Source organism: Rhizobium brockwellii, assembly GCF_000769405.2.
Lineage (GTDB): Bacteria > Pseudomonadota > Alphaproteobacteria > Rhizobiales > Rhizobiaceae > Rhizobium > Rhizobium brockwellii.
Map to the genome: position 1 here is coordinate 3,742,555 of NZ_CP053439.1, position 17,866 is coordinate 3,760,420.

The following is a 17,866-nucleotide window of genomic DNA, read 5'->3' on the forward strand; positions in this document are numbered from 1 at the left end:
CATCGTGTCAGCACCTCTGTAATCTCCTATGAAAACAGGGGGACATCCGTGCGCATCCTGCTCACCGAAGACAATATCGCGCTGGCCGACGGCCTGTCGGCGATCTTGCGCGGCACGGGCCATGCCGTTGATGTCGTGCATGATGGTGCGTCTGCCAATGCGGTCATCGCCGCGGAAAATTTCGATCTGGTGATCCTCGACCTCAACCTACCCGAGATGGACGGGCTCGACGTGCTGCGCGCCATGCGCGCCCGGCAGAACCAGGCGGCCGTTCTCATCCTGACCGCGCGCGGCACGCCGGAAGAGCGGGTGAAGGGTCTCGATCTCGGCGCCGACGATTATCTGATCAAGCCCTTCGACATCGCCGAATTCGAGGCCCGCGTGCGCGTGTTGCTGCGCCGCCAGGCCGGGCTGCGCTCGGCGACGGTCAGCTTCGGCGGCATCTCCTTCGATCTCAATTCCCGCACCTTTTCATCGGGCCCCACGCCGCTCGATATTCCCGCCCGCGAGCTCGGCCTGCTCGAAATCCTCTTCATGCGAGCCGGCAAGGTCGTTGCCAAGGAGGCGATCATTCAATCGCTGACCGCCTTCGACGACGACATTTCCGCAAACGCCATCGAGCAATATGTCAGCCGCCTGCGAAAGCGCCTCTCGCCGCACGGCTTGACCGTGAAGACCGCCCGCGGCATCGGCTATTATCTCGACAAGCTGCCCGAGGCCTCATGAAAGCCGCCTATTCCCTCAGGCGCCGGCTGCTCTTCTGGCTGCTCGTCTCGACAGCCGTCATCGGCACACTGGCGCTCGCCGATACCTATCGCGAGGCTGTCCAGACCTCGAATATCGTTTCCGACCGTGTGCTCGCCGGCTCAGCGCTGGCGATCGCCGAGCGCGTCGTCGTCGCCGAAGACGGCACGCTGCAGGTCGATATCCCCTATGTCGCGCTTGAGATGCTGACTTCGGCCGCGCAGGATCGCGTCTTCTACCGCGTCGACGGCCCGCCGGGCCAATTCATCACCGGCTACCAGTCCCTGCCGGTCCTGAAGAAGACGCCGGGCGATGCGGCCGCCTTCGCCGACGATAGCTTCCGCGACGAGCCGATTCGCATCGCCACGCTCGAACGCTCGGCCTCGACGGGTATCCGGTCCGTACCCTTTGTCGTGACGGTCGCCGAAACCACCATCGCCCGCCGCCAGTTGGCGCAGGCGATTCTCGTCCGCTCCGCACTCCGCCTCGCCTTCATGATCGCGGGCGCGGCCGTCATCGTGTGGATCTCGGTCACGGTGGCGCTCCGCCCGCTCTACAAGCTCGGCGACGCCATCGGCGAACGCAGCCCCGATGACCTGCATCCGATTAAGCAGACCGTGCCGAGCGAGGTCGAGCCGCTGGTCGAAACGGTGAATTCCTTCATGGTCCGCCTGCAGTCGGCGCTGGATGCGCTTCGCCATTTCACCGGCAATGCCAGCCATCAGCTACGCACCCCGCTGGCGATCATCCGCACCCAGCTCGCCCTTTCCGCCCGCGCCGGCTCGCTTGATGAGGCGCAGGCGGCGGCACTGAAGGGCGATCAGGCCGTGGCGCATGCCGAACGCATCCTCGCCCAACTTCTCCTGATGGCGAAGATCGACGCCGCCACCGCCAAGGAGGCACTGACCGCCTCCGCCATCGATCTTGCCGCCATCGCCCAGGAGATCACCGGCGAGCAGATCCCGACGGCCGCCGTCGCCGGCATCGATCTCGGCTTTGAGGGCGAAAGCTCGGCGATGGTCCGCGCCGAGCCGCTGCTGATCGGCGAAATGCTGCGCAACCTTGCCGGCAATGCCATCGCTTATGCCGGCAAGGGAGCCGAGGTCACCGTCCGCATCATCGCCGCGTCAGAGACGATCCGCCTCGAAGTCGAGGACAACGGCCCCGGCATTCCGCGCGAGAAGCTGGAGGCGGTGCGTGGGCGTTTTTCGCGCGGCAATGAGACAGGTGCGCCGGGCGCCGGCCTAGGCCTGCCGATCGTCGATGAAATCGCCAATCTTTTCAACGCCGCCCTGACGCTGGAGCCGGGCAAGGACGGCAGGGGCCTGAAGGCTGCCGTCACATTTACCAAGGCGGCGTAAAGCCGTCGGCCCCTTGACCTTCCACCTTGCTTTCTTTCGCTGCATTGCACACAGTGCTTTTTGGGAACAGCAAGCCGCACGACGATGCGCGCCGGATAAAAAGAAATATGTCGATCAAAGCCAGTATCTATCATCTGACGCACTACACCTATGACAAGCCGGTCCGCCTCGGCCCACAGATCATCCGGCTGAAACCTGCCTCGCATTCGAAGACACGGGTGCTCAGCCACTCGCTGAAGGTCACGCCCTCCAACCATTTCGTCAACCTGCAGCAGGACCCATACGGCAATTACCTTGCCCGCTATGTCTTTCCGGATCCGGTGACGGAGTTCAAGATCGAGGTCGATCTCGTCGCCGACATGACGGTCTATAATCCCTTCGACTTCTTCGTCGAGGAAGAGGCGACCAAGTGGCCCTTCGGATACCCTGAAACGATCCAGGAGGATCTGTCGATCTACATGACGCCGGAGCCGGCCGGTCCGCGCCTGAAGGCGCTGCTGCCGACGCTGGACTGGTCGCCCGACCAGCCGACGGTCGATATGATCGTCGGCTTGAATGCCCGCCTGCAGCGGCAGATCGGCTATGTCATCCGCATGGAAACCGGCGTGCAGACGCCGGAGGAGACGCTGGAAACCGCCAAAGGCTCTTGCCGCGACACCAGCTGGCTGCTCGTCCAGATCCTTCGCCATCTCGGCCTTGCCGCCCGCTTCGTCTCCGGTTACCTCATCCAGCTGACGCCGGACCTGAAGGCGCTCGACGGCCCCTCCGGCACCGAAGTCGATTTCACCGACCTGCATGCCTGGGCAGAAGTCTATCTGCCCGGCGCCGGCTGGGTCGGCCTCGATCCGACCTCCGGCCTGCTGACCGGCGAAAGCCATATCCCGCTTGCCGCCACACCGCATTTCCGAAATGCCGCTCCGATTTCCGGCGGTTATTTCGGCGAGGCCGAAACCGAATTCGCCTTCGACATGAAGGTCTCGCGCGTCGCCGAGCACCCGCGCATCACCAAGCCCTTCTCCGATGAAAGCTGGGACGAACTCAACGAACTCGGCGAGAAGGTCGACCGTGTCCTCGAGGCCGAGGACGTGCATCTGACGATGGGCGGCGAACCGACCTTCGTTTCGATCGACGATTTCCAGTCCGAGGAGTGGAACACCGCCGCGGTCGGCCCGACCAAGCGCGAAAAGGCTGACGTCCTGATCCGCAAGCTGCAAGAACGCTTCGCCCCCGGCGGTTTCCTGCATTACGGCCAGGGCAAATGGTATCCGGGCGAAAGCCTGCCGCGCTGGACCTTCTCGCTCTACTGGCGCCGCGACGGCAAGCCGGTCTGGCAGAACCTCGATCTGGTCGCCGCCGAAGGCAAGGATACCGGCGTCACCGCCGAGGATGCCGAAAAGCTCCTGACGGCGATCGCCAAGGAGCTGGCGATCAAGCCTGACATGGTGCAGCCGGCCTATGAAGATCCGGCCGACTGGATCATCAAGGAAGGCAACCTTCCCGAAAATGTCGATCCGGCGAATTCGAAGCTGAAAGATCCTGAGGAACGCAACCGCATCGCCCGCGTCTTCGCCCGCGGCCTGACCGTCGCGACCGGCTACATTCTTCCGGTCCAGGCATGGAACGCCAAGGCCGCGGAAAGCCGAGTCTGGGTCAGCGAGAAATGGCGCACCCGCCGCGGCAAGATCTTCCTCGTCCCGGGCGACAGTCCGATCGGTTACCGCCTGCCGCTCGGCACGTTGCCCTATGTTGCCCCGGCGCGTTACCCCTATATCCACCCCGCCGATCCGACGATCCCGCGCGAACCGCTGCCTGATGTCTTTGTACCGGCCGGCCGCGCCATGCCGGAAGCCTCTTTCCACGCCGACGAGAGCAATCGCGGCCGTGTCGAACAGACGCTCGGCGAACTCCGCGGTGCCGTGCGCACCGCGATGTCGGTCGAGCCGCGCGACGGCAGGCTCTGCATCTTCATGCCGCCGGTTGAGCGCATCGAGGATTATCTCGAGCTGATCGCCGCAGCCGAAAACGCCGCAGCCGAACTCAAGCTTCCCGTCCATATCGAAGGTTATCCGCCGCCGCAGGACGAGCGCATCAACGTCATCCGCGTCGCCCCGGATCCCGGCGTCATCGAGGTCAACATTCATCCGGCCTCGAACTGGAGGGACTGCGTCGACATTACGACCGCGATCTACGAGGAAGCGCGCGCCACCCGGCTCGGCGCGGACAAGTTCATGATCGACGGTCGCCACACCGGCACCGGCGGCGGCAACCATGTCGTCGTCGGCGCGGCCAATCCGAACAACAGCCCCTTCCTGCGCCGTCCCGATCTCTTGAAGAGCGTGATCCTCCACTGGCAGCGCCATCCCTCACTCTCTTACCTCTTCTCCGGCATGTTCATCGGCCCGACCAGCCAGGCGCCGCGCATCGACGAGGCTCGTCACGACAGTCTCTATGAGCTGGAGATCGCCATGGCGCAGATCGCTGCCCCCGGCAGCGGCCAGCAACCGCTGCCCTGGCTCGTCGACCGCCTGTTCCGCAACCTTTTGACCGATGTCACCGGCAACACCCACCGCGCCGAGATCTGCATCGACAAGCTGTTCTCGCCCGACGGCCCGACCGGACGGCTCGGCCTCATCGAGTTCCGTGGCTTCGAGATGCCGCCGAACGCGCGCATGTCGCTTGCCCAGCAATTGCTGGTGCGCGCGCTGATCGCCCGCTTCTGGGTTAACCCGGTCGATGGCAAATTCGTCCGCTGGGGTACGACCCTGCACGACCGCTTCATGCTGCCGCATTTCGTCTGGGCCGACTTCCTCGACGTGCTTGCCGACCTTCGCCAAAATGGCTTCGACGTCAGCCCGGAATGGTTCAAGGCCCAGCTCGAATTCCGCTTCCCCTTCTGCGGCGAGGTCGAATACGAGGGCTCGAAGCTGGAACTGCGCCAGGCGCTGGAGCCATGGCACGTCATGGGCGAGGAAGGCGCGCCGGGCGGCACCGCCCGCTACGTCGACAGCTCCGTCGAACGCCTTCAGGTGCGGCTCGAAACCAGCAATACCGCGCGTTACACCGTCACCTGCAATGGCCGCACCCTGCCGCTGACGCCGACCGGCACCGCCGGCGTGTCGGTCGCCGGCGTCCGTTACAAGGCGTGGCAACCGTCTTCCGGTCTGCATCCTGTCTTGCCGATCAACACGCCTTTGACTTTCGACATTTATGATACATGGTCGAAGCGTTCGATCGGCGGCTGCATCTATCATGTTGCCCATCCGGGCGGCCGGACCTATGACACCTTCCCGGTCAACAGCAACGAAGCGGAAGCAAGGCGGCTCGCCCGCTTCGAGCCGTGGGGACATACGGCGGGCGGTTATATCCCGCACGCCGAGACGGGTTCGCTTGAATTCCCGCTGACGCTGGATCTGAGGCGGCCCGCCGGAATTTAAGACCGAGGGTTAGCGCCGGGGGTTGGGGTTCAGTTTTGATGGGTAAGAGGCCGGCAGCGGAGCGCAGGGGAGAGGCAGAGGTCCGCATCGGCAAGGGTGCGGCCTTCGGCTACGCGCCGCTTCCTGGCACCGCTGACGAGATGGTCGACAACAAAGGCGCGGTCCGCCCCGTCTGGCAAAATTTCCTCTCGCATCTGAGCGCAATGCCGGCAAAGGATCTCGCCGAGCGTTTTGCCCGCGCCGACCGTTATTTGCGCGATGCCGGCGTCTTCTACCGCGCCTATGGCAGCAAGGGCACCGGCGAACGCGCCTGGCCGATCTCGCATATCCCGGTGCTGATCGACGAGCGCGAATGGAAGACGCTGTCGGCGGGCCTCGTCCAGCGCGCCGACCTGCTGGAGGCGATTGTTGCCGATATCTACGGCGACAACCGGCTGGTGGAGGAAGGGGTCCTGCCGCCGGCGTTGATGGCCGCCAATCCCGAATTCCAGCGCCCGCTCGCCGGCATCCGGCCGGGCTCCGGCCATTATCTGCATTTCTGCGCCTTCGAGATCGGCCGCGGACCTGACGGCAACTGGTGGGTGCTGGCCGACAGGACGCAGGCACCGTCAGGCGCCGGCTTCGCGCTGGAAAGCCGCGTCGCGACGACCCGGGCCTTCTCGGATATCTACGCCGAAACCCCGGTCCACCGCCTCGCCTCCTTCTTCGGCGCCTTCCGCGACGCACTGCAGGGTATGAAGCATTCGGGCGACGACCGCATCGCCGTGCTGACGCCCGGCCCTGCCAACGAGACCTATTACGAGCACGCCTACATCGCCCGCTATCTCGGTCTGATGCTACTCGAAGGCGAGGACCTCACCGTCGTCAAGGGCCGCGTCATGGTGCGCACCGTCGCCGGCCTGAAGCCGATCGGCGTGCTCTGGCGCCGTCTCGATTCGGCTTTTGCCGACCCGCTGGAGCTGAACCAGAATTCGCATATCGGCACGCCCGGCCTGGTGGAAGCGCTGCGCGCCGAAAGCCTCACCATCGTCAATGCGCTCGGCACCGGCGTTCTCGAAACCCGGGCGCTTCTGGCCTTCATGCCGACCATCTGCCACCGTCTGCTGGGGGAAGATCTGCAATTGCCCTCGATCGCCACCTGGTGGTGCGGCCAGAAGGAAGAGCGTGAGCACGTCGCAAAGAACATCGAGAAGATGGTGATCGGCCCGGCCTATTCCCGGGCACCCTTCTTCGACGACAACGGCGAATCCGTGCTCGGCTCGTCGCTGCGTGCGGCCGCCAAGGATTCCATCACCGACTGGCTGAGTTCGGACGGCCCCAAACTGGTCGGCCAGGAGGTCGTCACGCTCTCGACGACGCCCGCCTGGGTGGACGGCAAGCTCGTGCCGCGGCCGATGTCGCTGCGCGTCTTCGCCGCCCGCACCGCAAATGGCTGGCAGATCATGCCCGGCGGTTTTGCCCGCATCGGCTCCGGCGCCGATGTCGCGGCGATCGCCATGCAGTCGGGCGGAGCGGCTGCCGATGTCTGGATCGTCAGCGACAAGCCGGTCGAGCGCCACACGCTGCTGCCGGCCGAGGGCAGCTTCACCCGCAACATGCCGGGCAGCCTGCCGAGCCGGGCAGCCGACAATCTGTTCTGGCTCGGCCGATATATCGAACGCGCCGAAGGCGCGCTGCGCATCCTGCGCGCCTGGCACGCGCGTTACGCCGAAGCTGCCGATCCGAGCCAACCGCTGCTCGCCGATGTCTCCGAGTACCTCACCGCCGTCGATATCGATACCGCCGACCCCGTGCCGGAAACGCTCCTGCGCAACATCGACAGCGCCGTTTATTCGGCGAGCAACATCCGCGACCGTTTCTCCCCGGACGGCTGGCTGGCACTCAACGATCTCGCCAAAACCGCCCGCCGCTTTCATGTCACCGTCGCTGCCGGCGACGACGCCAGCCATGCGATGACGATCCTTCTGCGCAAGCTCGCGGGCTTCGCCGGCCTCGTGCACGAGAACATGTACCGCTTCACCGGCTGGCGCTTCCTCTCGCTCGGCCGCTATATCGAGCGCGGCCTGCACATGACGCGCCTGCTCGGCCACATGTCCGGCCCGGAAGCGCCCGACGGCGCGCTCGACATGCTGCTCGAAATCGGCGACAGCGTCATGACCCACCGCCGCCGCTACAACGTCAACACAGCGCGGCTGACCGTCACCGACCTCTTGGCGCTCGACCCCCTGAACCCCCGCTCGGTCCTCTTCCAGGTGAACGAGATCCACCACGAGGTCGAACAACTGCCGAACGCCCTGATCAACGGCCAGATGTCGCCCTTCTACCGCGAGGCGATGCGGCTCCATTCCGGCCTGGCGGTGATGACGCCGGAGGGCATGGGGGTAGAGGTCTATCAACGGCTCGAACGCGAATTGGAGCAGCTTTCCGATCTGCTCGCCCAGACTTATCTCGGGTGACGGCGATGCTTTACGATCTCTCCCTCCACATGGGTTACATCTACGACGTGCCGGCCTCCGGCGCTCGCCACGTCATGCGCCTGATGCCGCTGTCGCTGACCAATCGACAGCGCCTGGTCGCCGGCTCGATCACCATCTCGCCGACGCCGGACGAGCAGTCGCATTTCGTCGATTTCTTCCATCATCCCACCACCTCCTTCATGCTGCGCGCGCCGCACGAGACGCTCGACATTCGCATGCAAGCCCGCGTGCAGGTGGAAAGCCAGCCGATCGCCGCTGATTTCTCGCCGCTGCTTGCCGACCTGCCGGAGGAGGTCGCCGGCATCTGGTCGCTGGCGCCGGATTCGCCGCACCATTTCCTTGGCGACAGCCCGCGCCTGACCCAAGCCCGCGAGATCGCCGACTATGCGCAAAGCTGGGCCGTGCCTGATCTGACGGCGATGCAGATCGCCCATGCGCTCTGTAGCCGGATCAACAAGGATTTCACCTACGATCCTGACGCGACGACGGTGGACACGACGCCGCTCGAGGCCTTCAGATTGAAGCGCGGCGTCTGCCAGGATTTCACCCACATCATGATCCTGGCGCTTAGAAGCCTCGGCATTCCGGCCGGCTACGTCTCCGGCTTCCTGCGAACCATCCCGCCGCCCGGCAAGGAACGGTTGGAAGGGGCGGACGCCATGCATGCCTGGGTGCGGATCTGGTGCGGTGAGACGAACGGCTGGATCGAGCTCGACCCGACCAACGACATTCCCGCCGGCACGGACCACATCGTGGTCGCCTATGGTCGGGACTATTCCGACGTCGTTCCGGTCATCGGCGTATTGAAAAGTTATGGCGGCCAACGCGCCGTTCAGGCGGTCGACGTGATCCCGCTGAAATAATCCCAAAATTGGAAAAATCCGACGATTCGTTAAAATTGTATTGACGCCGTAAGGACAGCGGAAAGAAGGAGCGTGCGCAATATCACCTCACAGGGCCTCCTATACGGGTGAACATGATGAGCACCTCCTTTTTGCATCCCTGCCTGCGTCGCATGCTTGGCGACCGTGGCGGTAATTTCGGTATAATGACGGCGATCGTATTGCCCGTCCTTTTTGGTGCTGCCGGCATGGCGATCCAGGTGGGCGATCTATTGCTCTCGAAACAGCAATTGCAGGAAGCCGCCGATTCTGCCGCGCTGGCAACCGCGACCGCCCTGGCAAACGGCACGATCCAAACCTCGCAGGCCGAGGCCTTCGCGCGGAATTTCGTCGCCGGACAAATGGCGAATTACCTGCAGAGCGGCATCGATATCAAGAGCACGACGGGCGTCGATGTCCGGACAACGACATCGGGCAAGTCGACATCCTATCAAGTGACGGTTTCACCCGACTACGACATCGCGGTCAATCCGCTGATGCAGACGGTCGGGTTCACGACGCAGAACATTTCAACGTCGAGCACGACGACCAGCGGCAATTCGCAAACCCAAGGCTCTGTCTCCATGTTCCTCGTCCTCGACAGGTCCGGCTCAATGGGCGAGGATACCGCGACGGTCAACGCGTCAGATCCCACGGAAGAATACAATTACGATTGCAGCGAAAAGGACAGATACGGCAACGTAACCAAGAAGAAGACCTGCACCGATACGCGCCCTCACTACTACACCAAAATCGAAGCCCTGAAGCTTGCCGTCGGCACGCTGACGGGCGAGCTCGACGCAGTCGACCCCGAAAAGGAATATGTCCGCACGGGTGCCGTTTCCTACAATATCGAGATGCAGAAAGCGAAAGCGCTGGATTGGGGAACGGCCCACGTCACCAAATATGTCAACAAGCTGACGGCGACCGACGGTACGGACTCTGGCGAGGCATTCAAGACGGCTTATAATAAGCTTGCCGACGCGGCCGAAGACAAGGCGCACGTGGACAAGACGGGACAGGTTCCGACAAAATATATCGTCTTCATGACGGACGGAGACAACAACTATACCTCCGCCGACACCGAAACGAAGACGTGGTGCGACAAGGCGCGCGACGCCAAGATGCAGGTCTATACGATTGCCTTTATGGCGCCGGCGCGTGGCCAGGCTCTGCTGAGCTATTGCGCGACAGCGCCGGGCAACTATTTTCCCGCTGGCGACATGACGGCGCTCCTGAAGGCTTTCAAGGAAATCGGCATGAAAGCATCCAATCAGGTCACGCGTCTGACGAACTGATACAACGCCCAGAGAAATAGGAAACGAAAAGCCGCTCCGGAACAAACCGGTGCGGCTTTTCGTTATGCTCGTTCGGCCCATCAGATCGAGAAAAGCGATTGAAATCAACCCCCTCAACCCGTGTGAGTATGAAGGTTTCGCAAATTTTTCGTTTGCCCAAATCCCTTGTTGCAAGTGCTTAGTAACGATGCATAAACTGTCGCCAGCGCAAGCGACAAATTGATTGAATCAGGCATAACATCCTGAAACAAAATTAAAATTGGCGAGACCTGACGATGAACACTGTTTCCAAGCCGATCATCCCCTCCCCCGCCCCTCGCAGTTCAAGGCCGGAAATTCTCGCTGAAGAAATTATCGAACGTCTGACCTACCGCATCGGCAAGGATGCCAAGGTGGCAAAGCCGCATGACTGGCTGACCGCGACGATCCTGGTGGTGCGCGACCGCATCATCGACAGGTGGATGGCTTCCACCCGCGAGGTTTATGCGACCGGCGCCAAGCGCGTCTATTATCTTTCTCTCGAATTCCTGATCGGCCGCCTGATGCGCGACGCCGTTTCCAACCTCGGCTTGATGGAGGAGGTGCGCGATGCACTCGCCTCGCTCGGCGTCGACGTCAACGTCATTGCCGGCCTGGAGCCGGATGCCGCACTCGGCAACGGCGGCCTCGGCCGTCTGGCTGCCTGTTTCATGGAGAGCATGGCAACGGTCGACGTTCCGGCCTATGGCTACGGCATCCGCTATGTCCACGGCCTCTTCCGCCAGCAGCTGGCCGACGGCTGGCAGGTGGAACTGCCGGAAAACTGGCTCGCCCACGGCAATCCTTGGGAATTCGAACGCCGCGAAAGCGCCTATGAAATCGGCTTCGGCGGCGCCGTCGAATTCATCACCACCCATGACGACCAGCCGCGCTACGTCTGGAAACCGGCCGAGCGCGTCATCGCCGCCGCCTTCGACACGCCGGCCGTCGGCTGGCGCGGCAAGCGCGTCAACACGCTGCGCCTCTGGTCGGCGCAACCGATCGATCCGATCCTGCTCGATGCCTTCAACGCCGGCGACCACATCGGGGCGCTGCGCGAAAGCAACAAGGCCGAAAGCCTGACCCGGGTTCTCTATCCTGCCGACGCCACCCCGGCCGGCCAGGAACTGCGGCTGCGCCAGGAATTCTTCTTCTCGTCGGCCTCGCTGCAGGACATCCTGCGCCGCCATCTGCAGCAATATGACGATTTCACCTCGCTGCCGGACAAGGTGGCGATCCAGCTGAACGACACTCACCCCGCCGTCTCGGTCGCCGAACTCGTGCGTCTGCTCTGTGACGTACACGGAATGGATTTCGACCAAGCCTGGGAAATCACCCGCCAAACCTTCTCCTACACCAACCATACGCTTCTGCCCGAAGCGTTGGAAAGCTGGGCGGTGCCGCTGTTCGAGCGCCTGCTGCCGCGCCACATGCAGATCATCTATGCGATCAATGCCAAGATCCTGATCGACGCCCGTAAGGGCAAGAACTTCTCCGATGGGGAAATCCGCTCGATCTCGCTGATCGATGAAAGCGGCGACCGCCGCGTACGCATGGGCAACCTGGCTTTCGTCGGCTCGCATTCGATCAACGGCGTTTCGGCCCTGCACACCGACCTGATGAAGGTCACGGTCTTTGCCGACCTGCACAAGCTCTATCCTAACCGCATCAACAACAAGACCAACGGCATCACGCCGCGCCGCTGGTTGCAGCAGTGCAATCCCGGTCTCACCGGCCTGATCCGCGAGGCCATCGGCGACGAATTCCTCGATGATGCCGAAAAGCTGCGTGCGCTCGACGTGCATTCCTCCGATCCGGCTTTCCAGCAGAAGTTCGCAGCGGTAAAGCGCGCCAACAAGGTGGCACTCTCCAACCTCGTCGCCAGCCGCATGGGCGTGAAGCTCGATCCGTCGGCGATGTTCGACATCCAGATCAAGCGTATCCACGAATACAAGCGCCAGCTGCTTAATATCATCGAGGCCGTCGCGCTCTACGATCAGATCCGTTCGCATCCCGAGCTCGACTGGGTGCCGCGCGTGAAACTCTTCGCCGGCAAGGCGGCGCCGAGTTATTACAATGCCAAGCTCATCATCAAGCTGATCAACGACGTTTCCCGCACGATCAACAACGATCCGTCGGTACGCGGCCTGCTGAAGATCGTCTTCGTCCCGAACTACAATGTCTCGCTCGCCGAAGTCATGGTTCCGGCCGCCGACCTCTCGGAGCAGATCTCGACCGCCGGCATGGAAGCATCCGGCACCGGCAACATGAAATTCGGCCTCAATGGCGCGCTGACGATCGGCACGCTCGATGGCGCCAATGTCGAGATGCGCGACAATGTCGGCGAGGACAACATCGTCATCTTCGGTCTCAAGGCCGACGAGGTGTCGAAAGTCCGCAGCGATGGCCACAATCCGCGCGCCATCATCGAGGGATCACGCGAACTCGCCCAGGCGCTTGCCGCTATCGGTTCCGGCGTTTTCTCGCCCGATGACCGCAACCGCTATACGTCGCTGATCGACGGCATCTATTCGCATGATTGGTTCATGGTCGCGGCCGATTTCGACGCCTACGCCCAGGCCCAGCGCGAGGTCGACCAGATCTGGACCAACCAGTCCGCCTGGTACACCAAGACGATCAACAATACGGCGCGGATGGGCTGGTTCTCTTCCGATCGTACCATCAGGCAATATGCAGACGAAATCTGGAGAGCCGGATGAAAACGCCGAAGACCGTCCCTGAAGTAAAGCTTTCCTGGGAAATTTCGGCAGATGAAATCACGGCGATCCTTGCCGGCTCGCATTCTAATCCCTTTGCCGTCCTCGGTGTGCACCAGGCGGGCGACGCTTTCGTCGCCCGATGTTTCATCCCTGGCGCGGAGGAGGTGACCGCCATGACGCTCGACGGCAGCGTTATCGGCGAGCTGAAACAGCTCCATGCCGACGGCGTCTTTGCCGGCCCGGTTTCCCTTACAAAGCTCCAGCCGGTGCGTTACCGCGCCCGGCGCGGCGATGCCGAATGGGCTGTCACCGATCCCTACAGCTTCGGTCCGGTGCTCGGACCGATGGACGATTATTTCGCCCGCCAGGGTTCGCATCTGCGCCTATTCGACAAGATGGGCGCCCACCTCATCAAGCATGACGGCGCCCAGGGCATCCATTTCGCCGTCTGGGCGCCGAATGCACAGCGCGTCTCCGTCGTCGGTGATTTCAACAATTGGGACGGCCGCCGCCACGTGATGCGCTTCCGTGCCGACAGCGGCATTTGGGAAATCTTTGCCCCTGACGTACCGATCGGCGTTGCCTACAAGTTCGAGATCCGCGGCCAGGACGGCGTATTGCTGCCGCTGAAGGCAGATCCGTTTGCACGGCGCAGCGAGCTCCGACCGAAGACCGCCTCGATCACCGCCGCCGAGCTGGAGCAGGAGTGGGAAGACGAGGCCCATCTGAAGCACTGGCGCGAGACCGACAAGCGCCGCCAGCCGATCTCGATCTACGAGGTGCATGCCGCCTCCTGGCAACGCCGGCAGGACGGCACGATGCTGTCTTGGGACGAGCTCGCCTCCAGCCTCATCCCCTATTGCACCGACATGGGCTTCACTCATATCGAATTCCTGCCGATCACCGAGTACCCCTACGACCCCTCCTGGGGTTACCAGACGACCGGCCTCTATGCGCCGACCGCTCGTTTCGGCGAGCCGGAGGGTTTTGCCCGTTTCGTCAACGGCTGCCACAAGGTCGGCATCGGCGTCATCCTCGACTGGGTGCCGGCGCATTTTCCGACCGACGAACACGGTCTCGGCTGGTTCGACGGCACGGCGCTCTACGAGCACGAAGATCCGCGCAAGGGCTTCCACCCGGACTGGAGCACGGCGATTTACAATTTCGGCCGCACCGAGGTCGTTTCCTATCTCGTTAACAACGCGCTCTACTGGGCCGAAAAATTCCACCTCGACGGTCTGCGTGTCGATGCCGTCGCTTCGATGCTCTACCTCGATTATTCGCGCAAGCACGGCGAGTGGATCCCGAACGAATATGGCGGCAACGAGAACCTCGAAGCGGTCCGTTTTCTGCAGGATCTCAACATCCGCATCTATGGCAAAAATTCCAACGTCATGACCATCGCCGAGGAATCGACCTCTTGGCCGAAAGTCTCGCAGCCCGTTCATGAAGGCGGCCTCGGTTTTGGCTTCAAGTGGAACATGGGCTTCATGCACGACACGCTGAGCTACATGAGCCGGGATCCTATCTATCGCGGCCACCATCACAACGAACTCACCTTCGGCCTGCTCTACGCCTATTCGGAAAATTTCGTCCTGCCGCTCTCGCATGACGAGGTTGTCCATGGAAAAGGCTCGCTGATCGCCAAGATGCCGGGCGACGACTGGCAGAAATTCGCCAATCTGCGTGCCTACTACGCCTATATGTGGGGCTATCCCGGCAAGAAGCTGCTGTTCATGGGCCAGGAATTCGCCCAGTGGAGCGAGTGGAGCGAAGAGAAGGCACTGGACTGGAACCTGCTTCAGTATCGCATGCACGAGGGCATGCGGCGCCTGGTGCGTGACCTCAATTTCACCTATCGCAGCAAGCCGGCGCTGCATGAGCGTGACTGCGAGGGCGAAGGTTTCGAATGGCTGGTCGCCGACGACCACCAGAATTCCGTCTTTGCCTGGTTGCGCAAGGCCCCGGGCCAGAAGCCGGTCGCCGTCATCACCAATTTCACCCCTGTCTACCGCGAGAATTACTCGATCCGCCTGCCGTCCGCAGGTCGCTGGCGGGAAATCCTGAACACCGATGCCGACATCTACGGCGGCAGCGGCAAGGGCAATGGCGGGCGCGTGCAGGCCGTCGATGCCGGCGGCAATATTACCTGCTCGATTACCTTGCCGCCCTTGGCGACAATCATGCTTGAACCTGAAAATTAGTGACTGGTGGGAGGAGAAAATGGTAGAAAAGCGCGTTCAGCCACTTGCCCGCGATGCAATGGCTTATGTTCTGGCGGGCGGTAGGGGAAGCCGTCTCAAGGAACTCACCGACCGGCGTGCCAAGCCGGCCGTCTATTTCGGCGGCAAGGCCCGCATCATCGATTTCGCCCTGTCGAATGCCCTGAATTCCGGCATTCGCCGTATCGGCGTCGCCACGCAATACAAGGCGCATTCGCTGATCCGCCACATGCAGCGCGGCTGGAATTTCTTCCGCCCCGAGCGTAACGAGAGCTTTGATATTCTGCCGGCCAGCCAGCGCGTTTCCGAGACGCAATGGTATGAAGGCACGGCCGACGCCGTCTATCAGAACATCGACATCATCCAGGATTACGGTGTCGAATACATGGTCATTCTCGCCGGCGACCACGTCTATAAGATGGACTATGAATGGATGCTGCAGCAGCACGTCGATTCCGGCGCCGACGTCACCATCGGCTGCCTGGAAGTGCCGCGCATGGAAGCGGTCGGCTTCGGCGTCATGCATGTCAACGACAAGGACGAGATCATCGCCTTCGTCGAGAAACCGGCCGACCCGCCGCCCATTCCCGACAAGCCAGATTTCGCCCTCGCCTCGATGGGCATCTACGTCTTCCACACCAAGTTCCTGCTCGATGCGCTACGCCGCGACGCCGCCGATCCGACCTCGAGCCGCGACTTCGGCAAGGACATCATCCCCTATATCGTCAAGAACGGTAAGGCGGTCGCCCACCGCTTCGCCAAGTCCTGCGTCCGTTCCGATTTCGAGCACGAGCCCTACTGGCGCGACGTCGGCACGATCGACGCCTATTGGCAGGCCAATATCGACCTGACGGCAATCGTTCCGGAGCTCGATATCTACGACAAGTCCTGGCCGATCTGGACCTATGCCGAGATCACCCCGCCGGCGAAATTCGTCCATGACGACGAGGATCGCCGCGGCTCGGCCACCTCCTCCGTTGTGTCAGGCGATTGCATCATCTCGGGCGCCATGCTCAACAACAGCCTGCTCTTCACCGGCGTCAGGGCCAACTCCTTCTCCAAGTTGGAAGGAGCGGTCGTCCTGCCGAACGTGAAGGTCGGACGGCGCGCGCAGCTCAAGAATGTGGTGATCGACCATGGTGTCGTTATTCCGGAAGGTCTGGTCGTCGGCGAGGATCCCGAACTCGATGCCAAGCGCTTCCGGCGGACGGAAAGCGGCATCTGCCTGATCACGCAACCGATGATCGACAAGCTGGATATCTGACTTATGAAAGTTCTTTCGGTTTCGTCCGAAGTCTTCCCTTTGATCAAGACAGGGGGTCTGGCCGATGTGTCCGGCGCCCTGCCGATTGCTCTGAAAGCCTTCGGGGTCGAGACCAAGACCCTTCTACCCGGCTATCCTGCCGTCATGAAGGGCATTCGCGACGCCGTCGTCAGGCTCGAATTCCCCGACCTGCTCGGTGAGCGGGCGACCGTACTCGAGGTCCAGCACGAGGGCCTCGATCTGCTCATCCTCGATGCGCCGGCCTATTACGACAGACCGGGCGGGCCCTATCTCGATCCGCTCGGCAAGGACTATCCCGACAACTGGCGTCGTTTCGCCGCTCTGTCGCTCGCCGCCTCCGAGATCGCCGCGGGCCTTCTGCCCGGCTGGCCGCCGGATCTCGTCCACACCCACGACTGGCAGGCGGCGCTGACGTCGGTCTATATGCGCTACTACCCGACGCCGGAATTGCCGAGCGTGCTGACCATCCACAACATCGCCTTCCAGGGCCAGTTCGGTTCCGAGATCTTCCCCGGCCTGCGCCTGCCTGCCCATGCCTTCGCCACCGAAAGCATCGAATATTACGGCACGATCGGCTTCCTCAAGGGCGGCCTGAAGACCGCCCATGCGATCACGACAGTCAGCCCGACCTATGCCGATGAGATTCTGACGTCGGAATTCGGCATGGGGCTGGAGGGCGTCATCGCCAGCCGCGTCGACGATCTGCACGGCATCGTCAACGGCATCGACACCGATATATGGAACCCGGCGACCGATCCTGTCGTCCACACCCACTATGGCCCGACGACGCTGAAGAACCGCGAGGAGAACCGTCGCTCGATCGCCGAATTCTTCCACCTCGACAATGACGACGCCCCGATCTTCTGCGTCATCAGCCGTCTAACCTGGCAGAAGGGCATGGATGTCGTCGCCAACGTCGCCGACGAGATCGTCGCCATGGGCGGCAAGCTCGTTGTGCTCGGCTCCGGCGAAGCCGCCCTTGAAGGCGCGCTGCTCGCCTCCGCCAGCCGCCACCCCGGCCGCATCGGCGTTTCGATAGGCTATAATGAGCCGATGTCGCACCTGATGCAGGCCGGCTGCGATGCGATCATCATCCCCTCGCGCTTCGAACCCTGCGGCTTGACCCAGCTTTACGGCCTGCGTTACGGCTGCGTGCCGATCGTCGCCCGCACCGGCGGGTTGAATGACACTGTGATCGACGCCAATCACGCCGCACTTGCAGCGAAAGTCGCAACCGGCATACAATTTGCCCCCGTGACAGAAACAGGCATGCTACAGGCAATCCGCCGTGCGATGCATTTTTATCAGGACCGAAAACTCTGGACCCAATTGCAAAAGCAGGGCATGAAATCGGATGTCTCCTGGGAGAAGAGCGCCGAACGCTACGCTGCCCTCTATTCAAGCCTCGTCTCGAAAGGCATGTGAC

General features: G+C 62.5%; 10 protein-coding genes. All 10 read left to right on the forward strand.

What is annotated here, in order from left to right; translation table 11 throughout:
• Positions 1 to 48: 48 nt before the first annotated feature.
• The 10 genes from RLCC275e_RS18490 (at position 49) to glgA (ending at position 17,865) form a co-directional block, all read left to right on the forward strand.
• On the forward strand, positions 49 to 726 hold the full coding sequence (locus tag RLCC275e_RS18490; protein ID WP_033179664.1) for a response regulator: 678 nt from the start codon (positions 49 to 51) through the stop codon (positions 724 to 726).
• Positions 723 to 2,105 carry a sensor histidine kinase gene (locus RLCC275e_RS18495; protein WP_033179663.1) on the forward strand — a complete coding sequence of 461 codons (1,383 nt, stop codon included), beginning with the start codon at positions 723 to 725 and terminating at the stop codon, positions 2,103 to 2,105. The genes RLCC275e_RS18490 and RLCC275e_RS18495 overlap by 4 nt, the downstream gene beginning before the upstream one ends.
• A 107-nt stretch (positions 2,106 to 2,212) precedes the next feature.
• Positions 2,213 to 5,539: a transglutaminase family protein gene (locus tag RLCC275e_RS18500; protein WP_033179662.1), complete on the forward strand. Its 3,327-nt coding sequence runs from the start codon at positions 2,213 to 2,215 to the stop codon at positions 5,537 to 5,539.
• 38 nt (positions 5,540 to 5,577) lie between these two features.
• A complete protein-coding gene (locus RLCC275e_RS18505) occupies positions 5,578 to 7,995 on the forward strand; it encodes a circularly permuted type 2 ATP-grasp protein (protein ID WP_033179661.1) in 2,418 nt (805 codons plus the stop codon).
• A 5-nt stretch (positions 7,996 to 8,000) separates the two neighbouring features.
• Positions 8,001 to 8,879, forward strand: coding sequence for a transglutaminase family protein (locus RLCC275e_RS18510; RefSeq protein ID WP_033180613.1), 879 nt, complete (start codon positions 8,001 to 8,003; stop codon positions 8,877 to 8,879).
• A 116-nt stretch (positions 8,880 to 8,995) separates the two neighbouring features.
• On the forward strand, positions 8,996 to 10,195 hold the full coding sequence (locus RLCC275e_RS18515; protein WP_033179660.1) for a pilus assembly protein: 1,200 nt from the start codon (positions 8,996 to 8,998) through the stop codon (positions 10,193 to 10,195).
• 275 nt (positions 10,196 to 10,470) lie between these two features.
• Positions 10,471 to 12,933, forward strand: a complete 2,463-nt coding sequence (locus RLCC275e_RS18520) for a glycogen/starch/alpha-glucan phosphorylase (protein WP_012758980.1) — start codon at positions 10,471 to 10,473, stop codon at positions 12,931 to 12,933.
• The gene (glgB, locus tag RLCC275e_RS18525; protein ID WP_033179659.1) at positions 12,930 to 15,137 is read left to right on the forward strand and encodes a 1,4-alpha-glucan branching protein GlgB; all 2,208 of its coding nucleotides are present in this window, start codon (positions 12,930 to 12,932) and stop codon (positions 15,135 to 15,137) included. The genes RLCC275e_RS18520 and glgB overlap by 4 nt, the downstream gene beginning before the upstream one ends.
• 19 nt (positions 15,138 to 15,156) lie before the next feature.
• On the forward strand, positions 15,157 to 16,419 hold the full coding sequence (gene glgC / locus RLCC275e_RS18530; RefSeq protein WP_017995188.1) for a glucose-1-phosphate adenylyltransferase: 1,263 nt from the start codon (positions 15,157 to 15,159) through the stop codon (positions 16,417 to 16,419).
• A 3-nt stretch (positions 16,420 to 16,422) separates the two neighbouring features.
• Complete coding sequence (gene glgA / locus RLCC275e_RS18535) at positions 16,423 to 17,865, forward strand: glycogen synthase GlgA (protein WP_033179658.1); 1,443 nt, start codon at positions 16,423 to 16,425, stop codon at positions 17,863 to 17,865.
• Position 17,866: the final 1 nt, after the last annotated feature.